This is a genomic window from Limosilactobacillus sp. (assembly GCF_051873075.1).
Lineage (GTDB): Bacteria > Bacillota > Bacilli > Lactobacillales > Lactobacillaceae > Limosilactobacillus.
Window position 1 is genome coordinate 2,803 of sequence record NZ_JBJEEM010000079.1, and the last position, 15,567, is coordinate 18,369.

The 15,567-nt window shown below is 52.5% G+C and carries 17 protein-coding genes; 3 read left to right on the plus strand and 14 right to left on the minus strand.

Going from position 1 to position 15,567, the window contains the following annotated elements; genetic code table 11:
* Window positions 1–28: 28 nt before the first annotated feature.
* On the minus strand, window positions 29–469 hold the full coding sequence (locus ACI31J_RS07800; protein WP_439773855.1) for a DUF948 domain-containing protein: 441 nt from the start codon (window positions 467–469) through the stop codon (window positions 29–31).
* 148 nt (window positions 470–617) lie between these two features.
* On the opposite strand from ACI31J_RS07800, the gene ACI31J_RS07805 reads away from it, so the two are divergent.
* The gene (locus ACI31J_RS07805) at window positions 618–1,496 is read left to right on the plus strand and encodes a mechanosensitive ion channel family protein (protein ID WP_439773856.1); all 879 of its coding nucleotides are present in this window, start codon (window positions 618–620) and stop codon (window positions 1,494–1,496) included.
* The gene (locus ACI31J_RS07810; RefSeq protein WP_439773857.1) at window positions 1,486–2,322 is read left to right on the plus strand and encodes an HAD-IIB family hydrolase; all 837 of its coding nucleotides are present in this window, start codon (window positions 1,486–1,488) and stop codon (window positions 2,320–2,322) included. Before ACI31J_RS07805 ends, ACI31J_RS07810 begins: the two co-directional genes overlap by 11 nt.
* 163 nt (window positions 2,323–2,485) lie before the next feature.
* Here the strand turns inward: ACI31J_RS07810 and cbpB are convergent, their stop codons facing one another.
* From cbpB to murI, 4 genes are read right to left on the minus strand one after another with little or no spacing between them, the layout of a single operon-like run.
* Entirely contained in the window at window positions 2,486–2,953 is a 468-nt protein-coding gene (gene cbpB / locus ACI31J_RS07815) for a cyclic-di-AMP-binding protein CbpB (RefSeq protein ID WP_439773858.1), read from the minus strand.
* 11 nt (window positions 2,954–2,964) lie between these two features.
* On the minus strand, window positions 2,965–3,486 hold the full coding sequence (locus ACI31J_RS07820) for a metallophosphoesterase (protein ID WP_439773859.1): 522 nt from the start codon (window positions 3,484–3,486) through the stop codon (window positions 2,965–2,967).
* On the minus strand, window positions 3,486–4,079 hold the full coding sequence (locus ACI31J_RS07825) for an XTP/dITP diphosphatase (protein WP_439773860.1): 594 nt from the start codon (window positions 4,077–4,079) through the stop codon (window positions 3,486–3,488). Before ACI31J_RS07825 ends, ACI31J_RS07820 begins: the two co-directional genes overlap by 1 nt.
* 18 nt (window positions 4,080–4,097) lie before the next feature.
* The gene (gene murI / locus ACI31J_RS07830; protein ID WP_439773861.1) at window positions 4,098–4,889 is read right to left on the minus strand and encodes a glutamate racemase; all 792 of its coding nucleotides are present in this window, start codon (window positions 4,887–4,889) and stop codon (window positions 4,098–4,100) included.
* Window positions 4,890–5,167: 278 nt separating this feature from the next.
* Here murI and ACI31J_RS07835 point away from each other — a divergent pair, with 278 nt between their 5' ends.
* Window positions 5,168–5,716 carry a YslB family protein gene (locus ACI31J_RS07835; protein WP_439773862.1) on the plus strand — a complete coding sequence of 183 codons (549 nt, stop codon included), beginning with the start codon at window positions 5,168–5,170 and terminating at the stop codon, window positions 5,714–5,716.
* Between the two features lie 48 nt (window positions 5,717–5,764).
* Here ACI31J_RS07835 and trxA read toward each other — a convergent pair whose 3' ends face one another.
* The 9 genes from trxA to ACI31J_RS07880 form a co-directional block, all read right to left on the minus strand.
* Window positions 5,765–6,079 carry a thioredoxin gene (gene trxA / locus ACI31J_RS07840; RefSeq protein ID WP_439773863.1) on the minus strand — a complete coding sequence of 105 codons (315 nt, stop codon included), beginning with the start codon at window positions 6,077–6,079 and terminating at the stop codon, window positions 5,765–5,767.
* A gap of 88 nt (window positions 6,080–6,167) precedes the next feature.
* The gene (locus ACI31J_RS07845) at window positions 6,168–8,534 is read right to left on the minus strand and encodes an endonuclease MutS2 (protein ID WP_439773864.1); all 2,367 of its coding nucleotides are present in this window, start codon (window positions 8,532–8,534) and stop codon (window positions 6,168–6,170) included.
* A 13-nt stretch (window positions 8,535–8,547) separates the two neighbouring features.
* On the minus strand, window positions 8,548–9,075 hold the full coding sequence (locus tag ACI31J_RS07850) for a CvpA family protein (protein WP_439773865.1): 528 nt from the start codon (window positions 9,073–9,075) through the stop codon (window positions 8,548–8,550).
* A 71-nt stretch (window positions 9,076–9,146) separates the two neighbouring features.
* The gene (locus ACI31J_RS07855) at window positions 9,147–9,449 is read right to left on the minus strand and encodes a DUF1292 domain-containing protein (protein WP_283592964.1); all 303 of its coding nucleotides are present in this window, start codon (window positions 9,447–9,449) and stop codon (window positions 9,147–9,149) included.
* Between the two features lie 12 nt (window positions 9,450–9,461).
* Window positions 9,462–9,905, minus strand: coding sequence for a Holliday junction resolvase RuvX (gene ruvX / locus ACI31J_RS07860; protein WP_439773866.1), 444 nt, complete (start codon window positions 9,903–9,905; stop codon window positions 9,462–9,464).
* Complete coding sequence (locus tag ACI31J_RS07865) at window positions 9,902–10,171, minus strand: IreB family regulatory phosphoprotein (protein ID WP_057807046.1); 270 nt, start codon at window positions 10,169–10,171, stop codon at window positions 9,902–9,904. Before ACI31J_RS07865 ends, ruvX begins: the two co-directional genes overlap by 4 nt.
* 129 nt (window positions 10,172–10,300) lie before the next feature.
* Window positions 10,301–12,955, minus strand: a complete 2,655-nt coding sequence (gene alaS / locus ACI31J_RS07870) for an alanine--tRNA ligase (RefSeq protein WP_439773867.1) — start codon at window positions 12,953–12,955, stop codon at window positions 10,301–10,303.
* A 258-nt stretch (window positions 12,956–13,213) separates the two neighbouring features.
* A complete protein-coding gene (locus tag ACI31J_RS07875; RefSeq protein WP_439773868.1) occupies window positions 13,214–14,587 on the minus strand; it encodes a DEAD/DEAH box helicase in 1,374 nt (457 codons plus the stop codon).
* Between the two features lie 18 nt (window positions 14,588–14,605).
* Window positions 14,606–15,562 (minus strand): DHH family phosphoesterase, encoded by a 957-nt coding sequence (locus ACI31J_RS07880; RefSeq protein WP_439773869.1) that lies wholly within the window; start codon window positions 15,560–15,562, stop codon window positions 14,606–14,608.
* Window positions 15,563–15,567 lie beyond the last annotated feature (5 nt).

The window sequence follows — 15,567 nt, forward strand, 5'->3', positions numbered from 1 at the left end:
ACCCAAGAGTGCCCCAATTAATGCTTTCTTATTCATCCGTATCGACTCCCTTCTTATCTGCACGCCGCTTTCTAAACCGGGTAATCCCGTTTACAACAGCGGTCTTGCCAACCGTCTTCAGCAGGCTCATCCCTAACTGGGCCTTCTCACGGCGGGCATTGACCTTCTCCGTCATGTCATGAAGACTGTCGTTGATGTCAATCACGCTTTGACTGACGTCTGCAACCGCCTTAACCGCCGGGTCCAGCTGGCTAGACTTCTTGTTGATGTCCTCCAGCAGGGAGTTGGTATTACTTAAAACATCCTCAACCTCCTTGCTCAAGTTATCCATGTCACGTGTTAAGAGCGTAATGCTGTTATTGGTTTCCCTCATTGTTTTGGTCAGTTGTGTCAACACAACGCAGGCGAATACAACCAGAATCAAGAATGCGATTGCGGCGATCAGACCTGCTAATTGTCCAAAAGTCATCGTACCCCTCCTTTTATTAAGTGGTCATTATGTGGGTTATTCAGGATTAGAATATCACAAAAGGGGGCTAAACAACAATTGTCCTATCGACATTTTGTGGCATTCCTTGTTAAAATTGACCTAATTACTAACGAGGGGGAGAAATAATATGGTCATCGCTGCCAGCTATGCCCAATTTAATAAACAAATCGAGGAGGTCCGCAAGGCGTTCACCGACCTATCCTGGCACCAGATCCTCCAACAGTTTCTGAATAAACTCCTGCTGATCGTACTGACGTTCCTGCTCTTCGCAGTCATCCTGTGGCTCGGCCGACTCGTCATCAACCACCTTTTTCTCGAGTCCAATAAGTACCAGCTCCTCAAAAACAGCAATCGGCTGGCCACCATTCGGGCCCTGACCCTCAATATCTACCGCTACACCTGCTACTTTTTCTTCTTGTACGCACTGCTCTCCGAGATCGGCGTCCCGGTTGGTACCCTGATTGCCGGAGCCGGGATCTTCAGTATCGCCCTCGGGCTGGGGGCCCAGGGATTTGTCAGCGACCTGGTCAACGGATTTTTCATCCTGCTCGAACAGCAGCTTGACGTAGGGGACATCGTCGAGGTTGACAACATCAAGGGAACCGTTACCGCGCTCGGCATTCGGACGACCAAGGTCACCAGCGCGGATGGGACCCTTAACTACATCCCCAACCGCAACATCACCATCGTGCGCAATTTCTCCCGCAATGATATGATAACCAACGTTGACATCTATATTGCCCCCAATGCCGTGATCTCTGAAGTTAAGGATACGGTGATGACCGTTAATAAGAAACTCATCGCCACCACTCCGGAGCTGCGCGACCAGCCCGTGATCGTGGGACCAGTCACGGTGGGGACGCAGCTGGCATTTCGGGTGACCATCACCGTTGCTAACGGCAGCCAGTCCCGGATCAGCAGCAAGTTCTTAGCAGCCTACTTGCAGGCCCTGCACGCCAAAAACATTCCATTATCTTGGGAGGGAAATCACCATAATGACCATTAAACTAATTGCGACCGACATGGATGGAACCTTCTTGCGTGACGACCACCACTATAACCAGCGCCGGTTCAAGCGCCTCTTCCACCAGCTCCAAAAGCGTAACATCCGCTTTGTGGCAGCAAGCGGCTCCAGCTTTCCCCGGCTGGCCCGGGAGTTTCAACCATACATCGACGAGATGGACTTCATCTCTCAAAACGGATCCGTGATCCATCACGGTCATCAGTTTCTCACGGCCTACCCCATCGAGGTAACCGCTCTGGAGCGGGTGATGCACATCCTCGACCGATTCTATGGTCCCCAAGATATCAACCAGCTGGTCGTTTCTGGCCCCACCACTTCCTATGTTGACCAGCAAATGGATAAGAAGAACTTTGCCATCGTCAAGCTCTTTTACGAGAACGTGATCCGGGTGCCGGATATCCGGCAGGTTTTTAGCAAATACCCTAATGAACGTTTTACCAAGATCTCAATCAATTTTGCACCGCACATTGACCTCAACAAGGTAGCAGCCGTACTAGACGGCTACCTGCCGCCATCGCTTATTATTGAGAATTCTGGATTTAATACCGACTTGATTGGCAATGCCCAGGGAACCAAGCGCAACGCCCTGGCTGTTCTCCAGCGCCGTCTCCACCTGCGTGATAATGAAATTGTCACGTTTGGCGACAACGAAAACGACCTGGGGATGCTGGCCATGACCTCCCAGAGCTATGCCATGAAGAACGCTAACCCGGTTATCAAATTGCAGGCGGCCCACACCACTGTCACCGACAACAACCACGATGGTGTCATCAAGACAATCGAACAACTGATCAAGAATAATTTTTAGACAAGAAAGGGCGCGGGTGCGACTTCGCCGTTCAATGCGAAATCAGCCCCTGTGAGCCCTGCTAGCATAAATGGCCCCAAGCGTTTTTTCCGAACGTTTGGGGCCATTTATGGACCGTACTGTAAATCTTTAGTGTGGATAGCAGGCCTTATGTTACAGTCTCTTACTGTTTATCCTGAATCCGATAGAAGTGGTCAAAGTTATGAACAGTGTAGTTCACGGCCTTCAATAACTCCCGCCGGGTGACGATTCCTCGGAAATGCTGCTCATCATCGATCACGGTCAAGAAGGACTGATCGATCAGCAGGTGAAGGTTCTCCTCCACATCAAACGGATCGGTAATCACCGGCGCGTCCGTTTGCATGACATCGCCAACCACAAACTGCTGCAAGCGATTAACGGCGATCCGCCGGGTGTCCAGCAAGCGGTCAGTAATCATTGCCAGGGAGATCAGCCCCCGGTAGCGGTTATCATTATCAATCACCACGATCTTGGCGTAGCGGTCCTTGGTCAAAACCAGGAAGGCATGGTCCAGACTATTAGTAACATTAACCGTGGCAACCAAGCTTGCCGGAATCATGAACTTCTGCTTATTGGTCAAAAGCATCCGTTGCAGGTGTTGGTCAATCATAAAACGTCCCCCTAACGATTAAAGACAAAGTGCAGATCGGCTACTGGCTGGTTATTGCGATCGTAGTAGTCAACAACGAAGCGCTCTCCGGTCGCCTCAACAACTGCGTACGTGCCGCCGAGACCGGCGTACTGACCCCGTGGCAGGCTGATGCTGCCGGGATTAATCATCAGCATCCCGTCCTCAACCGTCACCGCAAGCTGGTGGGTATGACCGTAACAGACCACATCCGCCCGTTGTTCTTGTCCCTTGAGCATCAACGGCGTAAGGGTGGCGTTGACCTGGTAACGGTGGCCATGGGTAGCGTAGATTCGCTGGTTATCATTCACAACAGTCTGCTCCAGCGGGTAATCCAGGCCCCAGTCATTATTTCCCCGCACAGCGATGTCGAAGCGCTGCATTACCGGCAAAGTTGGCGGCATTTCCGAGTCACCGCAATGAACCATGAGATCAACGCGGCCCTGCCAATGCTCCATGACCGTCTCTAAGATCGGTTGGTCGCCATGATTGTCACTGATAATTAAGAATTTCATCATGCCCGCCACCATTCTGGGAACTTAGCCATGAATTCCCGCAAGGCCGCGCCCCGGTGACTGATGGCATTCTTTTGGTCTGCCGTCAGTTCCGCCATCGACTTCCCAAGGGATTCAACAAAGAAAAGCGGATCATAGCCAAAGCCGTTTTGCCCACGACGATCATGAAGGATCCGGCCATCAACTCGACCATTGGCGACCAGTTTGGCCCCGTCTGGCTTTAGCGCAACAATCGTTGTGTGGAAGTGAGCCGTCCGCTTTTCATCAGGCACGTCGGCCAGTTCACGCAGGAGCTTGGCATTGTTGGCCGCATCATCGTGGTCACCGGCATAGCGGGCGGAGTGGACTCCCGGCGCCCCGTTTAGGGCATCCACTACCAATCCTGAATCATCGGCCATCACCGGCAGGTTCAGGGCATCCACTACCGTTTTGGCCTTGATCATGGCATTTTCCTCAAAAGTAGTGCCATTTTCATCGATCTTCACCGGAGCAAAGTCCGCCAGCGTCTTCACCGTAATCCCGTGCGGCGCAAACATTTTCCGGTACTCCCGCGCCTTGCCGGCATTCTTGGTAGCAATTACTAATGTGGTCATCTAAAATATCCTTCTTTCTTACAGGTCAACGTGGTCACAACTGGTAAACTGGCCGGCCAGCCACTTCTTCGCCCCGGCAATCAGATCCGCTTGTTCACCGGTCGTGTACAGTTTAATCGTACCGGATGATTTATCCGTCAGTAATTTCTGCTTTGCCAGTAATTTCTGTGCCTGCTTGATGGTTTCATAGGCGGGATCGATCAGCAGGACGTCATCCCCCATCTTATACTGAATTTCGGTTGCTAAAAACGGGAAATGAGTACAGCCTAGGATCAGCCCGTCAACCGGGTGCTGATCAAAGAAGGCTAGTTCCGTATCAACCGTGGCCTGAGCAGTTGGCGTCCCAGTCAAACCATGTTCAACAATCGATACCATCGGCTGGGCGGCATGACTGTAAACTGTCATCTCAGGAGCGAGTTGCTTAATGGTTCGTGGGTAGGCCCCTTTTTCTATCGTCGACGCGGTCCCAATCACCCCAACCGTCTTCAAGTGATGGTTAACCGCCGCGATGGCCCCAGGTTCAATTACTCCAATTACGGGTACTGGCAGTTCCTTTTGCAGCAAGGGCAAAGCAGCACCCGTGGCGGTATTGCAGGCGATAATCATCATCTTAATCCCCTGATCGACCAGGAAACGGCCAATCTTCAATACCAACTCCTGTAACTCTTCCTGGCTCTTAGTTCCGTAGGGAAAGTGCCCCTGATCGCCCAAAAAGATAAGCGATTCAGCGGGGAGCTGCTTATGCAGGACCCGCATCACTGACAGGCCGCCAAGTCCCGAGTCCATTAAGCCAATAGGGCGTTCATCCATTTTCTTCACCTCATTATTTTCACTTTAATCCGCGAAAAGTTCTTTAAAACTATATTATGGTTTTCATTTGTAAAATTTGCAAGTTTTAGTGAACAACCCAGCCGGACGGGTTCCTTTTCTGTCCTGGTCACCACTCGAATTTACAACTTAATTACCAATTTGTCTTTCCGGGTTGTGTAAAAGAAATTATTTTCTTGCCTATTTTAAAAAATTTTACTATTACCGCCGGCATTTTTAAGTATAATAAGACTTGATTGTGATAAAGGAGCGAAATTTTAATGAGTCAAAAACGTTATGATCAATTGCTAGCCAGTCACCAGGGACTGATGAACGGAACCCTGCGTGACGTCATCCTGCCGAGCATCCTTGGCAAGGAAGCCGACGACATGCTCTATTGGATTGGAAAGGACCTGGCACGTGAGTACCCCGTCGCCACCCACGACGATCTCATCATTTTGACTCACCAACTGGGGTTAGGCGATCTTCAATTACAGCGCCAGGATAAGACCAGTCAAGTCTGGCGGCTGGCCGGACCGATCGTTGCCGAACGAATCCACCGTGACGAGGAGCAAACCTCCTTTGGCCTAGAGCTCGGTTTTCTGGCCCAGGAAATCGAATTTCAGCTCGGCACAGTTGCCGAGGCGGAGCTGTCCGACCGGCACCATGAATATGTCGACATCACCGTTCAGAATGATCCGAAAACCGATGCCGATAGCGAACGAAGCGAACTGGTCACCTTCATCCACGTCACTGCTCCGCAAAAAGATGCGGAAGCACCCAAGAAAAAACGTAAGCGACCATTGCTTAAGAAAAAACGTGAAAAATAATAACAGCCCTGATGAACAAGTTAACGTTCATCAGGGCTGTTATTCGTGTTAGGCCGTGTATTGTTGCAGAATCTGCTGGAGCTGTTCCTTCGGGTGGTAGCCGACGATCTGGTCAACGACCTGACCGTCCTTCTTGATCATCAGGGTTGGGATACTCATAATCCGGAACTTGCGAGCAGTCTCTGGATTCTGGTCAACATCCAGCTTGTAGAAATTAACCTCCGGCATCTCCTCAGACAATGCCTCAACTACTGGTGATTGCATCCGACATGGACCGCACCAGGTTGCCCAGAAGTCAACCAGGGCGACCCCGGTTGCAGTATCTTGCTCAAAACTTTGGTCAGTTGTTACGTTAACAGCCATTTTCTTGTCCTCCTATTGAATAACTACCCATATTCTAGCAGAGACTAATATCCCTGTCACGAGTTTTGGCTTACTTTTTGTCAGTCGATTATAGGTTAACGATCGTCGCGCCGTCGCCACCGTTATTCGGTGCCGCATAGCCGAATGATTTAACCCGTGGATTGCTCTGCAGGTACTGCTGAGTGCCCTTCCGCAGGGCACCGGTTCCCTTACCGTGAATAATGGTGACAGAAGAAAGGTTATTTAAGAGCGCGTGGTCAATGAAGTCGCTGAGCTCGCTAATCGCCTGCTCGTAACGGTGTCCCCGCAGGTCGAGCCGGGCCGAAGTGTGCCGAGTCTGAGTAGTATGCACCGCACTACGCCGGGTCGTCTTTTCCTCCGGCAGGGACTTCTTAGCAACCTTCTCCAGGTCCCGTTCATCAATCTCCATCTTGAGAATCCCGATCTGAACCTCCCACTTGTGGTTGCCGCGTTTGTCCAGCAGCTCGCCATACTGACCGTAAGACTTGACCAGTACCGCATCCCCCTTATGGAGGTCGTGCTTGGCCTTAGCCCGCTTGAGGACGCTATTGTGCTTGAGCCGCGGATCATCCTGGTGCAGGGCATTCAGGGCCCCCTGGGCATCGATCAACTGATTCTCCTTGACGTTGGCTCCTTGCTGGACCTCCAGCTGGCGGAGGTGGTGGATGATACTGTTGGCCTTCTTCTTAGCCATTGAGACCTGGTGGTTGGCCTGGGAACGGGCCTGGTCGAAGAGCTTATCCCGTTGTTCGTTAAACCGGCTCAGCTTCTCGTCCAATTCCTTTTGTGTCCGCTCGTTGGCGCTTACCAATTTCGTCAGGCGTTCATTCTCCTCCCGGGCCGCCTTTCGTTGGGCCACCAGGTCACCGATCATCTTGTTAAGGTCCTGACTGTCGTCGCTGACCAGGGAACGGGCTTCGGCGATGACGGCCCCATCGATCCCCAAGCGTTGGGCGATTTCAATCCCGTTAGACCGTCCGGGGATCCCCAGCAGGAGCCGGTAGGTTGGCTGGAGGGTCTCGGTATCAAACTCCATGCTGGCGTTGATCGTCTTTGCCCGGTCGTAGCCGTATACCTTCAGCTCCGGGTAGTGGGTCGTGATGACCGCCGTGCTCCCCTTGCTGCCGATCTGGTCAAGGATCGCCATCGCCAGGGCCGCCCCTTCCTTAGGGTCCGTCCCGGCACCGAGTTCATCCAGCAGGACGAGGCTCCGATCGGTGATTTGCTCAAGGATCGTCTTCACGTTATCCATGTGTCCCGAGAAGGTCGAAAGATTCTGCTCCAAAGACTGTTCGTCCCCAATGTCGGCAAAGATATCGTCAAAGACGCCAATTGTACTCCCCTCTTCCGCCGGAATAAACAGGCCTGACTGGCCCATCAGTTGAATCAGGCCGAGGGTCTTCAAGGTAATCGTCTTCCCACCGGTGTTCGGCCCGGTGATCACGATGGCCTGGTAGTCTTTGCCGATCTTAATATCGTTAGGCACCACCTTATGCGGGTCAATCAAGGGGTGACGGGCATGGCGAAGGTTGACGTGGTTCTCTTGGGAAAGCAGGGGCAGGCTGGCCTTCATATCGTGAGCCAGGGCTGCCTTGGCATTAATAAAGTCCAGTTTGCCCAGTACCCGTTCGTTATTTTGAATATCGTGCCGGTACGGGGCGATCAGGGCCGAGAGCTCGGCCAGGATCTTCAGCATCTCCTGGCGTTCTTCAATCTGGGCCTGACGCAGACGGTTGTTGTACTCAACCACCCCGGCCGGCTCGATGTAAAGGGTCTGTCCGCTGGCACTTTGATCGTGAACCACCCCACCCAGTTTATTACGGTAACGGGCCAGGGCAGGTACGACATAGCGGTCATTTCTGATGGTCACTACTGGTTCGCTCAGGTACTTGGCGCCCTTCCCCCGAGTGTAGCGTTCCATCTGCTGATGAATCTCCCCCTCCGTCTTGACGATCAGCTGACGGATACCGTGCAGCTTAGTTGAGGCCTCATCATTCAAGCGGCCGTCCGGGTCTACTGACCGCACTAACCGCTGGGTGATTGAAGGGATCGTTACCAGCCGGTCAACCAGCTGGTCCAGGACCCGCAACTTGATCTTCTTCTCGCGCATCTGGTCGAAAAAGTTCTTTACGCTCATACTGGTCTGCAGGACCTTGGTTACCTGGGCCAATTCCGTACCGTTAAGGTTGGCCCCGATCTTGAGCCGCTTCATTTGGGGCTGGATATCTGCCAATTTGGGAATCGGAATCCCACCCTCAAGCCGCAGGATGTCTGCGCCATCAGTCGTCTCCGTCAGGTATTGCTGTACCCGGGCATAGTCGCCCTGCGGCACCATCCGCTCCAGCTCATGATGACCAGCCGCTGAAACCAGGTAACGGGCCAGCATCCCCTTGATGCGTGCAAATTCTAGTGTTTCCGTAATTTTGTGGTTCATTCTCACTCTTCCTTTATTTAAGCGTATTGATCACTAATTGGGCCAGGTCCGGGGTCTGATTGATCATAAACTGGGCTAGTCCCGAATTGGCGAGCTGCAGCTGCCACCAGCCGGCTGGCCACAGCTGCAGGATTACCAGGGCCACGTAGATCACCACGTAGCCGACCACCAAGGATAAAATCCCGCCGGCCAGCTGATCAAAGGTCCCAATTATCGGCAAACGCTTGATCCAGCGCAACTTGCCAATTCCCCAGTGGCAAAGGGCCGCGACCAAGGTGAAGATCACCAGAAAGGCAATCCCGTTATAGAAGAAGGCGTTATTGTCAACCGTCCTTAGGATTGTTGACGAATACGTCGCGTTCTGACTGACATCGGGCAACAGGCCGCTCAACCCACCGCCGAGTGCTCGAGCGCCCCATTTAGCAACCAGCCAACTGACCAGGTAGGTCCCCGTGTACAGAGCCATCATTAACAGGCCACGACGATGACCATTGATGAAGCAACCAATCAGGATCAAAATAATTAATGTTGTTAGAATCATGTTATTATCCTATCGATAGAAAAGGGAAGCAACAGCCCCATGGCTGTCACTTCCCGATTACTCGCTATATTTTAAGCATTGAAGTTCCCATCGTCATCGAGGAAGGTGTTGAGGACTTGTTCAACCATGTCCCATTCCTTGTCGTCCTCGATCGGTACCAGGTCCTGGCCATCGCCGTCTTCGTTATCTGCAACGATGTAAGCCTGAATATCAACCGAATCATCATTCTCCTGCTCAGCAGGGTAGATGAAGATGTAGGACTTGCCATAATCATCGGAATCAAAGGTGAATAACTCCTTGAAGAGTTGTTCGTTACCGTCCTCGTCAATCAGGGTGATTAAGTTTTCATCGTTATTAGATTGTTGTTTGCTCATATGAATTCATCCTTATTTTAATTTCTGGACTAAGCGGCCGTGACGATCCAAGTAGCTCTGCAGGATAAAGGTTGCAGCAACTTCATCGATCACCTTTTTTTGTTTGGCCCGGGAGATGTCGGCTTCTTCGACCAGCATCCGGTGAGCCTCAACGGTGGTTAGTCGTTCGTCTTGGAAATCAACGGGGATGTCAGGAAAACGCTGCAAGAGAAGGTCGCCGTAGTGCTTAGAGGCATCTACCCGTGGCCCCTCCGTGTTATTCATGTTCTTTGGCAGGCCGACCACGAATCCCGCAACCTGTTCCTTGGCAACCAGCTCAGCAACGCGATCAATCCCAAAGACTTCATTTTCTTCGTCGATGGGAATGATCTCGACTGCCTGCGCTGTCCAGCCCAGGGGGTCACTAACCGCAATCCCAACGGTCTTTGAACCGACATCCAGACCCATTAGTCTCATTTAGTCTCACCATTATTCTTCAGATACGACACAACTAATTCCTCAATGATCTCGTCACGTTCATGCTGACGGATCAAATTCCGGGCATCATTTAAACGGGGAATGTATGCCGGATCACCAGACAGAAGGTAGCCCACAATCTGGTTGATCGGGTTGTAGCCCTTCTCCTCTAAGGATTCGTATACCGTCTTGAGGGTATCCTTGATATTCTTCTGCCGTTCCTGACCAAAGTCATAGAACATTGTTTCATCATTATTGGTAGTCATAAATCGTCACCTCCGGCTAGTCTCTTAGCTACATATTTTACTATAAATATCGGCAAATCACAATTAAGACGTTTTTGAAACAAAAAAGCAACCAGGAGAATTACTTCCCACTGGTTGCCCTTACCGTAATTACTTATCCATGTATTCCTTGGCGAGCTTCAGCGCATCCTGAATCCCGGCTGGGTTCTTACCACCGGCCTGGGCCAGGTTTGGCCGACCGCCACCGCCACCATTGATAGCCTTGGCAATCGCCTTGATCAAGTCACCAGCCTTTAAGCCAGCCTTGACCTTGTCGTCACTCACGGCAACCAGCAAATTAGCCTTATCGCCATTGGCAGTCCCTAGAACCAGGACGTCAGAGAGCTTCTTGGCACGCCAGCTATCAGCCAGTTGACGGAGCTGACCCATCCCGGCAACCTTGACTTCGGCAGCAATCAGGCGACCCTGCTTGGTATCCTGAACGTTTTCAAAGACGTTGTTGGCCTGTTGGGCAGCGATCTTGGCTTCTAAGGCCGCACTCTTCTTCTGGGCATCCTTCAAGTCAGCTTGCAGAGCGGCAACCTGGTGAGGAACCTCCTTGATCTGAGCGGTCTTCAATTCCGCTGCCGTCTGTTCAAGCAGATTATCGCGATCCTGCAGGAACTTGAAGGCGTCGCTGGAGGTAACAGCTTCGATCCGCCGGACACCGGCACCGACCCCACCTTCGGACACAATCTTGAAGAGGCCCAATTCGTTAGTGTTCTTGACGTGGTCACCACCACAGAATTCGGTGTTGTAGTCGCCAATCTTAACGACCCGCACCTTGTCACCGTACTTGTCGGAGAAGAGGGCAATGGCTCCCATCTCCTTGGCTGAGTCGATGTCCGTTTCCACAGTCTTGACCGGAATTTCCTTCCAGATCTGCTCGTTGACCATCTGTTCAACCGCCTGCAGGTCATTGGCAGTAACCTGGCCAAAGTGGTTGAAATCAAAGCGCAGGTAGTGCTCTTCGACCAGTGAACCGGCTTGCTGGGTGTGACCACCCAAGACATTGCGCAATGCCTGGTCAAGCAAGTGGGTTGCGGTGTGGTTCTTTTCGATCTTCAGGTGACGAAGACGGTCAACAACTAGCTTGTAGCGGGCCCCCTTCTTCAGTGGCGCACTCAATTCAACCCGGTGCAGGTTCTGCTGGTTTGGTGCATGCTGGACGTCGACGACCCGGCCGACCTTCTTGCCGTAATTATCGATGATGTCACCGGTATCGGCAACCTGACCACCCATTTCAGCATAGAATGGGGTCACGTCAAAGATGACCTCGATATCCTTGTCATCGGCATCCGCGGAGTCCGCCTGCTTACCATCATGGGCCAGGCCGATTACCTTGGCATCATCGACCGTCAGATCAGTGTAGCCGACGTACTTGCTGTCTTCCTTAAAGTCCGTCCACAGGTCGGTCTGAACACCCATCCCGTTGTCCATATCACGGGCGTTGCGGGCCCGGTTCTGCTGCTCAGTCATGGCAGCTTCAAAGCCCTTTTGGTCAACTGTCAGGCCTTCGTCGCTGGCGTATTCCTTGGTCAGCTCGATTGGGAAGCCATAAGTATCGTAGAGCTTGAAGGCAGTCTTGCCGTCGATCTCGTTGGTGCCGTTCTTCTTGGCTTCAGCGATCACGTTGTTTAAGAGGTTCAGCCCGCCGTTCAGGGTTGCACTGAAGCGATCCTCTTCTGACTTAATGACGGAGGCAATGTAGTCGGCGTTCTCAAGGACGTCTGGGTAGTAGTCCTGCATGATCTTGCCGACCGTTGGAACCATCTTAGCCAAGAACGGTTCATCGATGCCCAATTTCTTGCCGGCAACAACGGCCCGCCGCAGCAGACGCCGAATGACGTAGCCACGCCCCATGTTGGATGGCAGGGCACCATCACCGATAGCAAAGGTGATTGTCCGGATGTGGTCGGCGATGATCTTAAATTGGATGTCGTCTTCCTTGTTTTCGCCGTACTTCTTCGTCCCGCTAAACTCTTCGGTCTGCTTAATCAGCGGCATGAAGAGGTCGGTTTCAAAGTTGGTTGGGGCGTTTTCGAAGATGGAAACAACCCGTTCCAGCCCCATCCCGGTATCAATGTTCTTGTGCGGCAATGGTTCGTAGGTGTCTTCAGGGGTGTGGTTGAACTGACTGAAGACGATGTTCCAGATCTCCAGGTAACGTTCGTTTTCCCCACCAGGATAGTTTTCAGGATCGTCATCGGCCAGGTTGTTAAACTCTTGCCCACGGTCGTAGAAGATTTCGGTATCTGGACCAGATGGACCCTGGCCAATGTCCCAGAAGTTATCCTCATCCGGAACCAGGTGATCCTCAGCCACCCCGACTTCACGCCACTTGTTATAAGCGTCGTGGTCCTTTGGGTAGTAGGTAATGTAAAGCCGAGCTGGGTCAAAGCCGAACCACTTGTCACTGGTCAGCAGTTCCCAGGCCCACGGAATCACCTCGTTCTTGAAGTAATCACCAACGGAGAAGTTCCCCAGCATTTCAAACATGGTGTGGTGCCGAGCTGTCTTCCCAACGTTTTCAATGTCGTTGGTCCGGATACTCTTCTGCGAAGAAGTCATCCGCGGATTTTCTGGAACAACCTGACCATCAAAGTACTTCTTCATCGTGGCTACCCCAGAGTTGATCCACAGCAGGGTTGGGTCATTGACAGGAACCAGGGAAGCACTTGGCATGATCTTGTGCCCGTGTTCTTCGAAGAACTTCAGGTACATCCGCCGAACCTGAGCACTATTCAGCTTCTTTAACTTTTTCATGATATCTCCCTTTCCAAAAAACAAAATCCATCCTTGCGATCAGAGACGCCGGACGACGCGGTACCACTCTGCTTGCAACGATGGATTTCGTTTACCTCTTATTTCTCGACCAAATGCCGAGTTGAATATCAAATTTTATGAATGGGGAGCACCCGCCAGGTAATCATCGGCCGTCACAGCAACCCGACCGTCTCTGAAAATCATCCCTGACCGGCATATCCCAGACGAACCATATTATAGCGAACTTGACTGCTAAAATCAACGGGCATTCCGTTCCCGACGGTGCTGCCGTTGCCGCTGGCGCTTGGCCTTGCGGATCTTATGACGCAGTTCCAACTTGCGCTTTTGCTGCTCATCTTCCTTGATGGCCCGCTTGATCCGCTTCTTGTAACCGGGTTTGACCCGCTTCTTGGTCTTCTTGACAAAGCCCTTCATCGACGGGTCAAGCTCATCGCGCTTGCGCCGGTAGTTCTTCCGCCGGTTCCGGTCGTGGGTCGTCACCAACCGGCCGCCCTTAAATTCCTTCGGGACAAACTTGATACCGCGTTCTTCCAGCTTATCAATCAATTCATCCTCAGCGGGTGCGTACAGGGTGATCGCCGTACCGGTCATCCCGTTCCGGCCGGTCCGGCCAACCCGGTGAACAAAGTATTCGAGATCGGTTGGAATGTCATCGTTGATCACCAGCGAAACCCCGTCAATGTCAATCCCCCGGGCAGCCAAGTCGGTCGCAACCACGTATTGATAATCCAAGTTGCGCACCTGCCGCATGGTCCGCTTGCGCCGGCGAGCCTCCAAGCCCCCGTGGATCATGGCCACTTTGAGGCCCTGGCCTTCCAGGTACCGGGTCAGTTCTTCGACCCGTTCCTTGGTATTGGCAAAAACGAGTGCCAAGTACGGTTCCCCCATGGTCAGCAACCGGTAGATCAGTTGGTTCTTGTCCTGCCCCTTCGTTGACATCAGCCAGTTTTGCACGTCCGGGTTGATAACCGCCTGAGTCGGGATCTCCTCAACTTGCGGATTGGCCATGTACTTCTTCAAAAACGGCCGCAATTTCTTAGGAATCGTGGCTGAGAAAACCATCATCTGCAGGTCTTCCGGGAAGTTGCTGGCGATCTGGTCAACCTGTTCCAAGAATCCCATGTCCAGGGTCATGTCGGCCTCATCGACCACGAACATCGTTGCCGTGTGGATATCCAGCGCCTGGCTCTTGATCAAGTCCAATACCCGCCCGGGCGTCCCAATCACCAGTTGTGGCTGCTTACGGGCCAGCTGGTCAACCTGGTGCTGCTTATCGGTCCCCCCGACATAGTTATGGATGGTAAGCGGCTGGGGAGCAAACTTGTTTAATTGCTTAGCAGCCCCGTAGATCTGGTAGGCCAGTTCCCGACTCGGCGTGGTGATTACCGCCTGCACTGCCTGTACTTCGGGATTAATCCGGGCAAAGAGCGGCAGAAGGAAGGCGTGGGTCTTCCCGCTCCCGGTCGCCGATTGGCCGACAACACTTTGTCCCTTTAGAATGTCAGGGATCACCCGTTCCTGGATCGCGGTCGGTTGGTAAAAGTTAATCGCTTGAACCGCCTTAATCAGGTATGGCGGCAATTTAAAGTTCTTAAACTTATTTTCAGTCATTTGTCAGTTCCTTTCGGTTTACTTCGTTGCATAATCAGTGGTCAGCTGGTCAAGCTCACTAATCACCTGCTTGATTTCTTCTTGGTCCTTGGCCTTAGCACCGCTGGCGAGTTCATGACCCCCACCATCGTGTTGCTTGGCTAGGCCATTGATAGCAGGTCCCTTAGAACGCAGACGAATCCGGTAGTGCCCATCTGCCTGTTCAACAAAGATGGCCCAGGCGCTGACGTCCTTAATCCGTCCAGGCAACGAGACCACCGCTGAGGTACCAGCCTCGCTCAGGCCGAACTTATCCAGCAAGTCATTCGTCAGGACAACATAGGCCGCCCCATGCTCAAGGATCGTCAGGTGTTCATAAACATATGCCGACAGACGGGCAAGCGGCAGGGTGATCTCGTTCTCCCGCTGACTGATCGCCGCCGCATCTGCCCCGGCAGCCATCAGAGCACCGGCAACCAGCATCGTCCGCGGCGTGGTGGCCGGGTAGAGGAAACGTCCGGTATCGCCGATGATTCCGGCATAGAGAGCGCTGGCCGCCTTCTTCGGCAACTTTAATTCCTTAGCAAAGTGCTGGTAGAATGCGTAGATCATTTCAGAACAGCTAGAGGCGTCCGGTTCGACCCACATCAGGTCGCCAAACGGCTCGTCGTTCGGGTGGTGGTCGATCTTGATCAGTTCATCACCATTATCAAAACGACGGTCATCAATCCGCGGCGCGTTGGCAGTGTCGGTAACGATCACCAATGCATCGTCAAAGGTATCATTATCGATCTCATCCATCGTGCCGATCCAGTCAAAGCCCGGAATGTGCTTACCAACCACGTAGACCTGCTTGTAGGGGAAGGAAGCCTTCAGAATCTCGGCCAGGCCCACCTGGGAGCCGATGGCATCCGGATCGGGGCGCTGGTGCCGGTGAATGATGATTTTGTTATACTTTTTGATTTGTGCAAAAATTGCTGCTAATTGATCAGCCATAATTG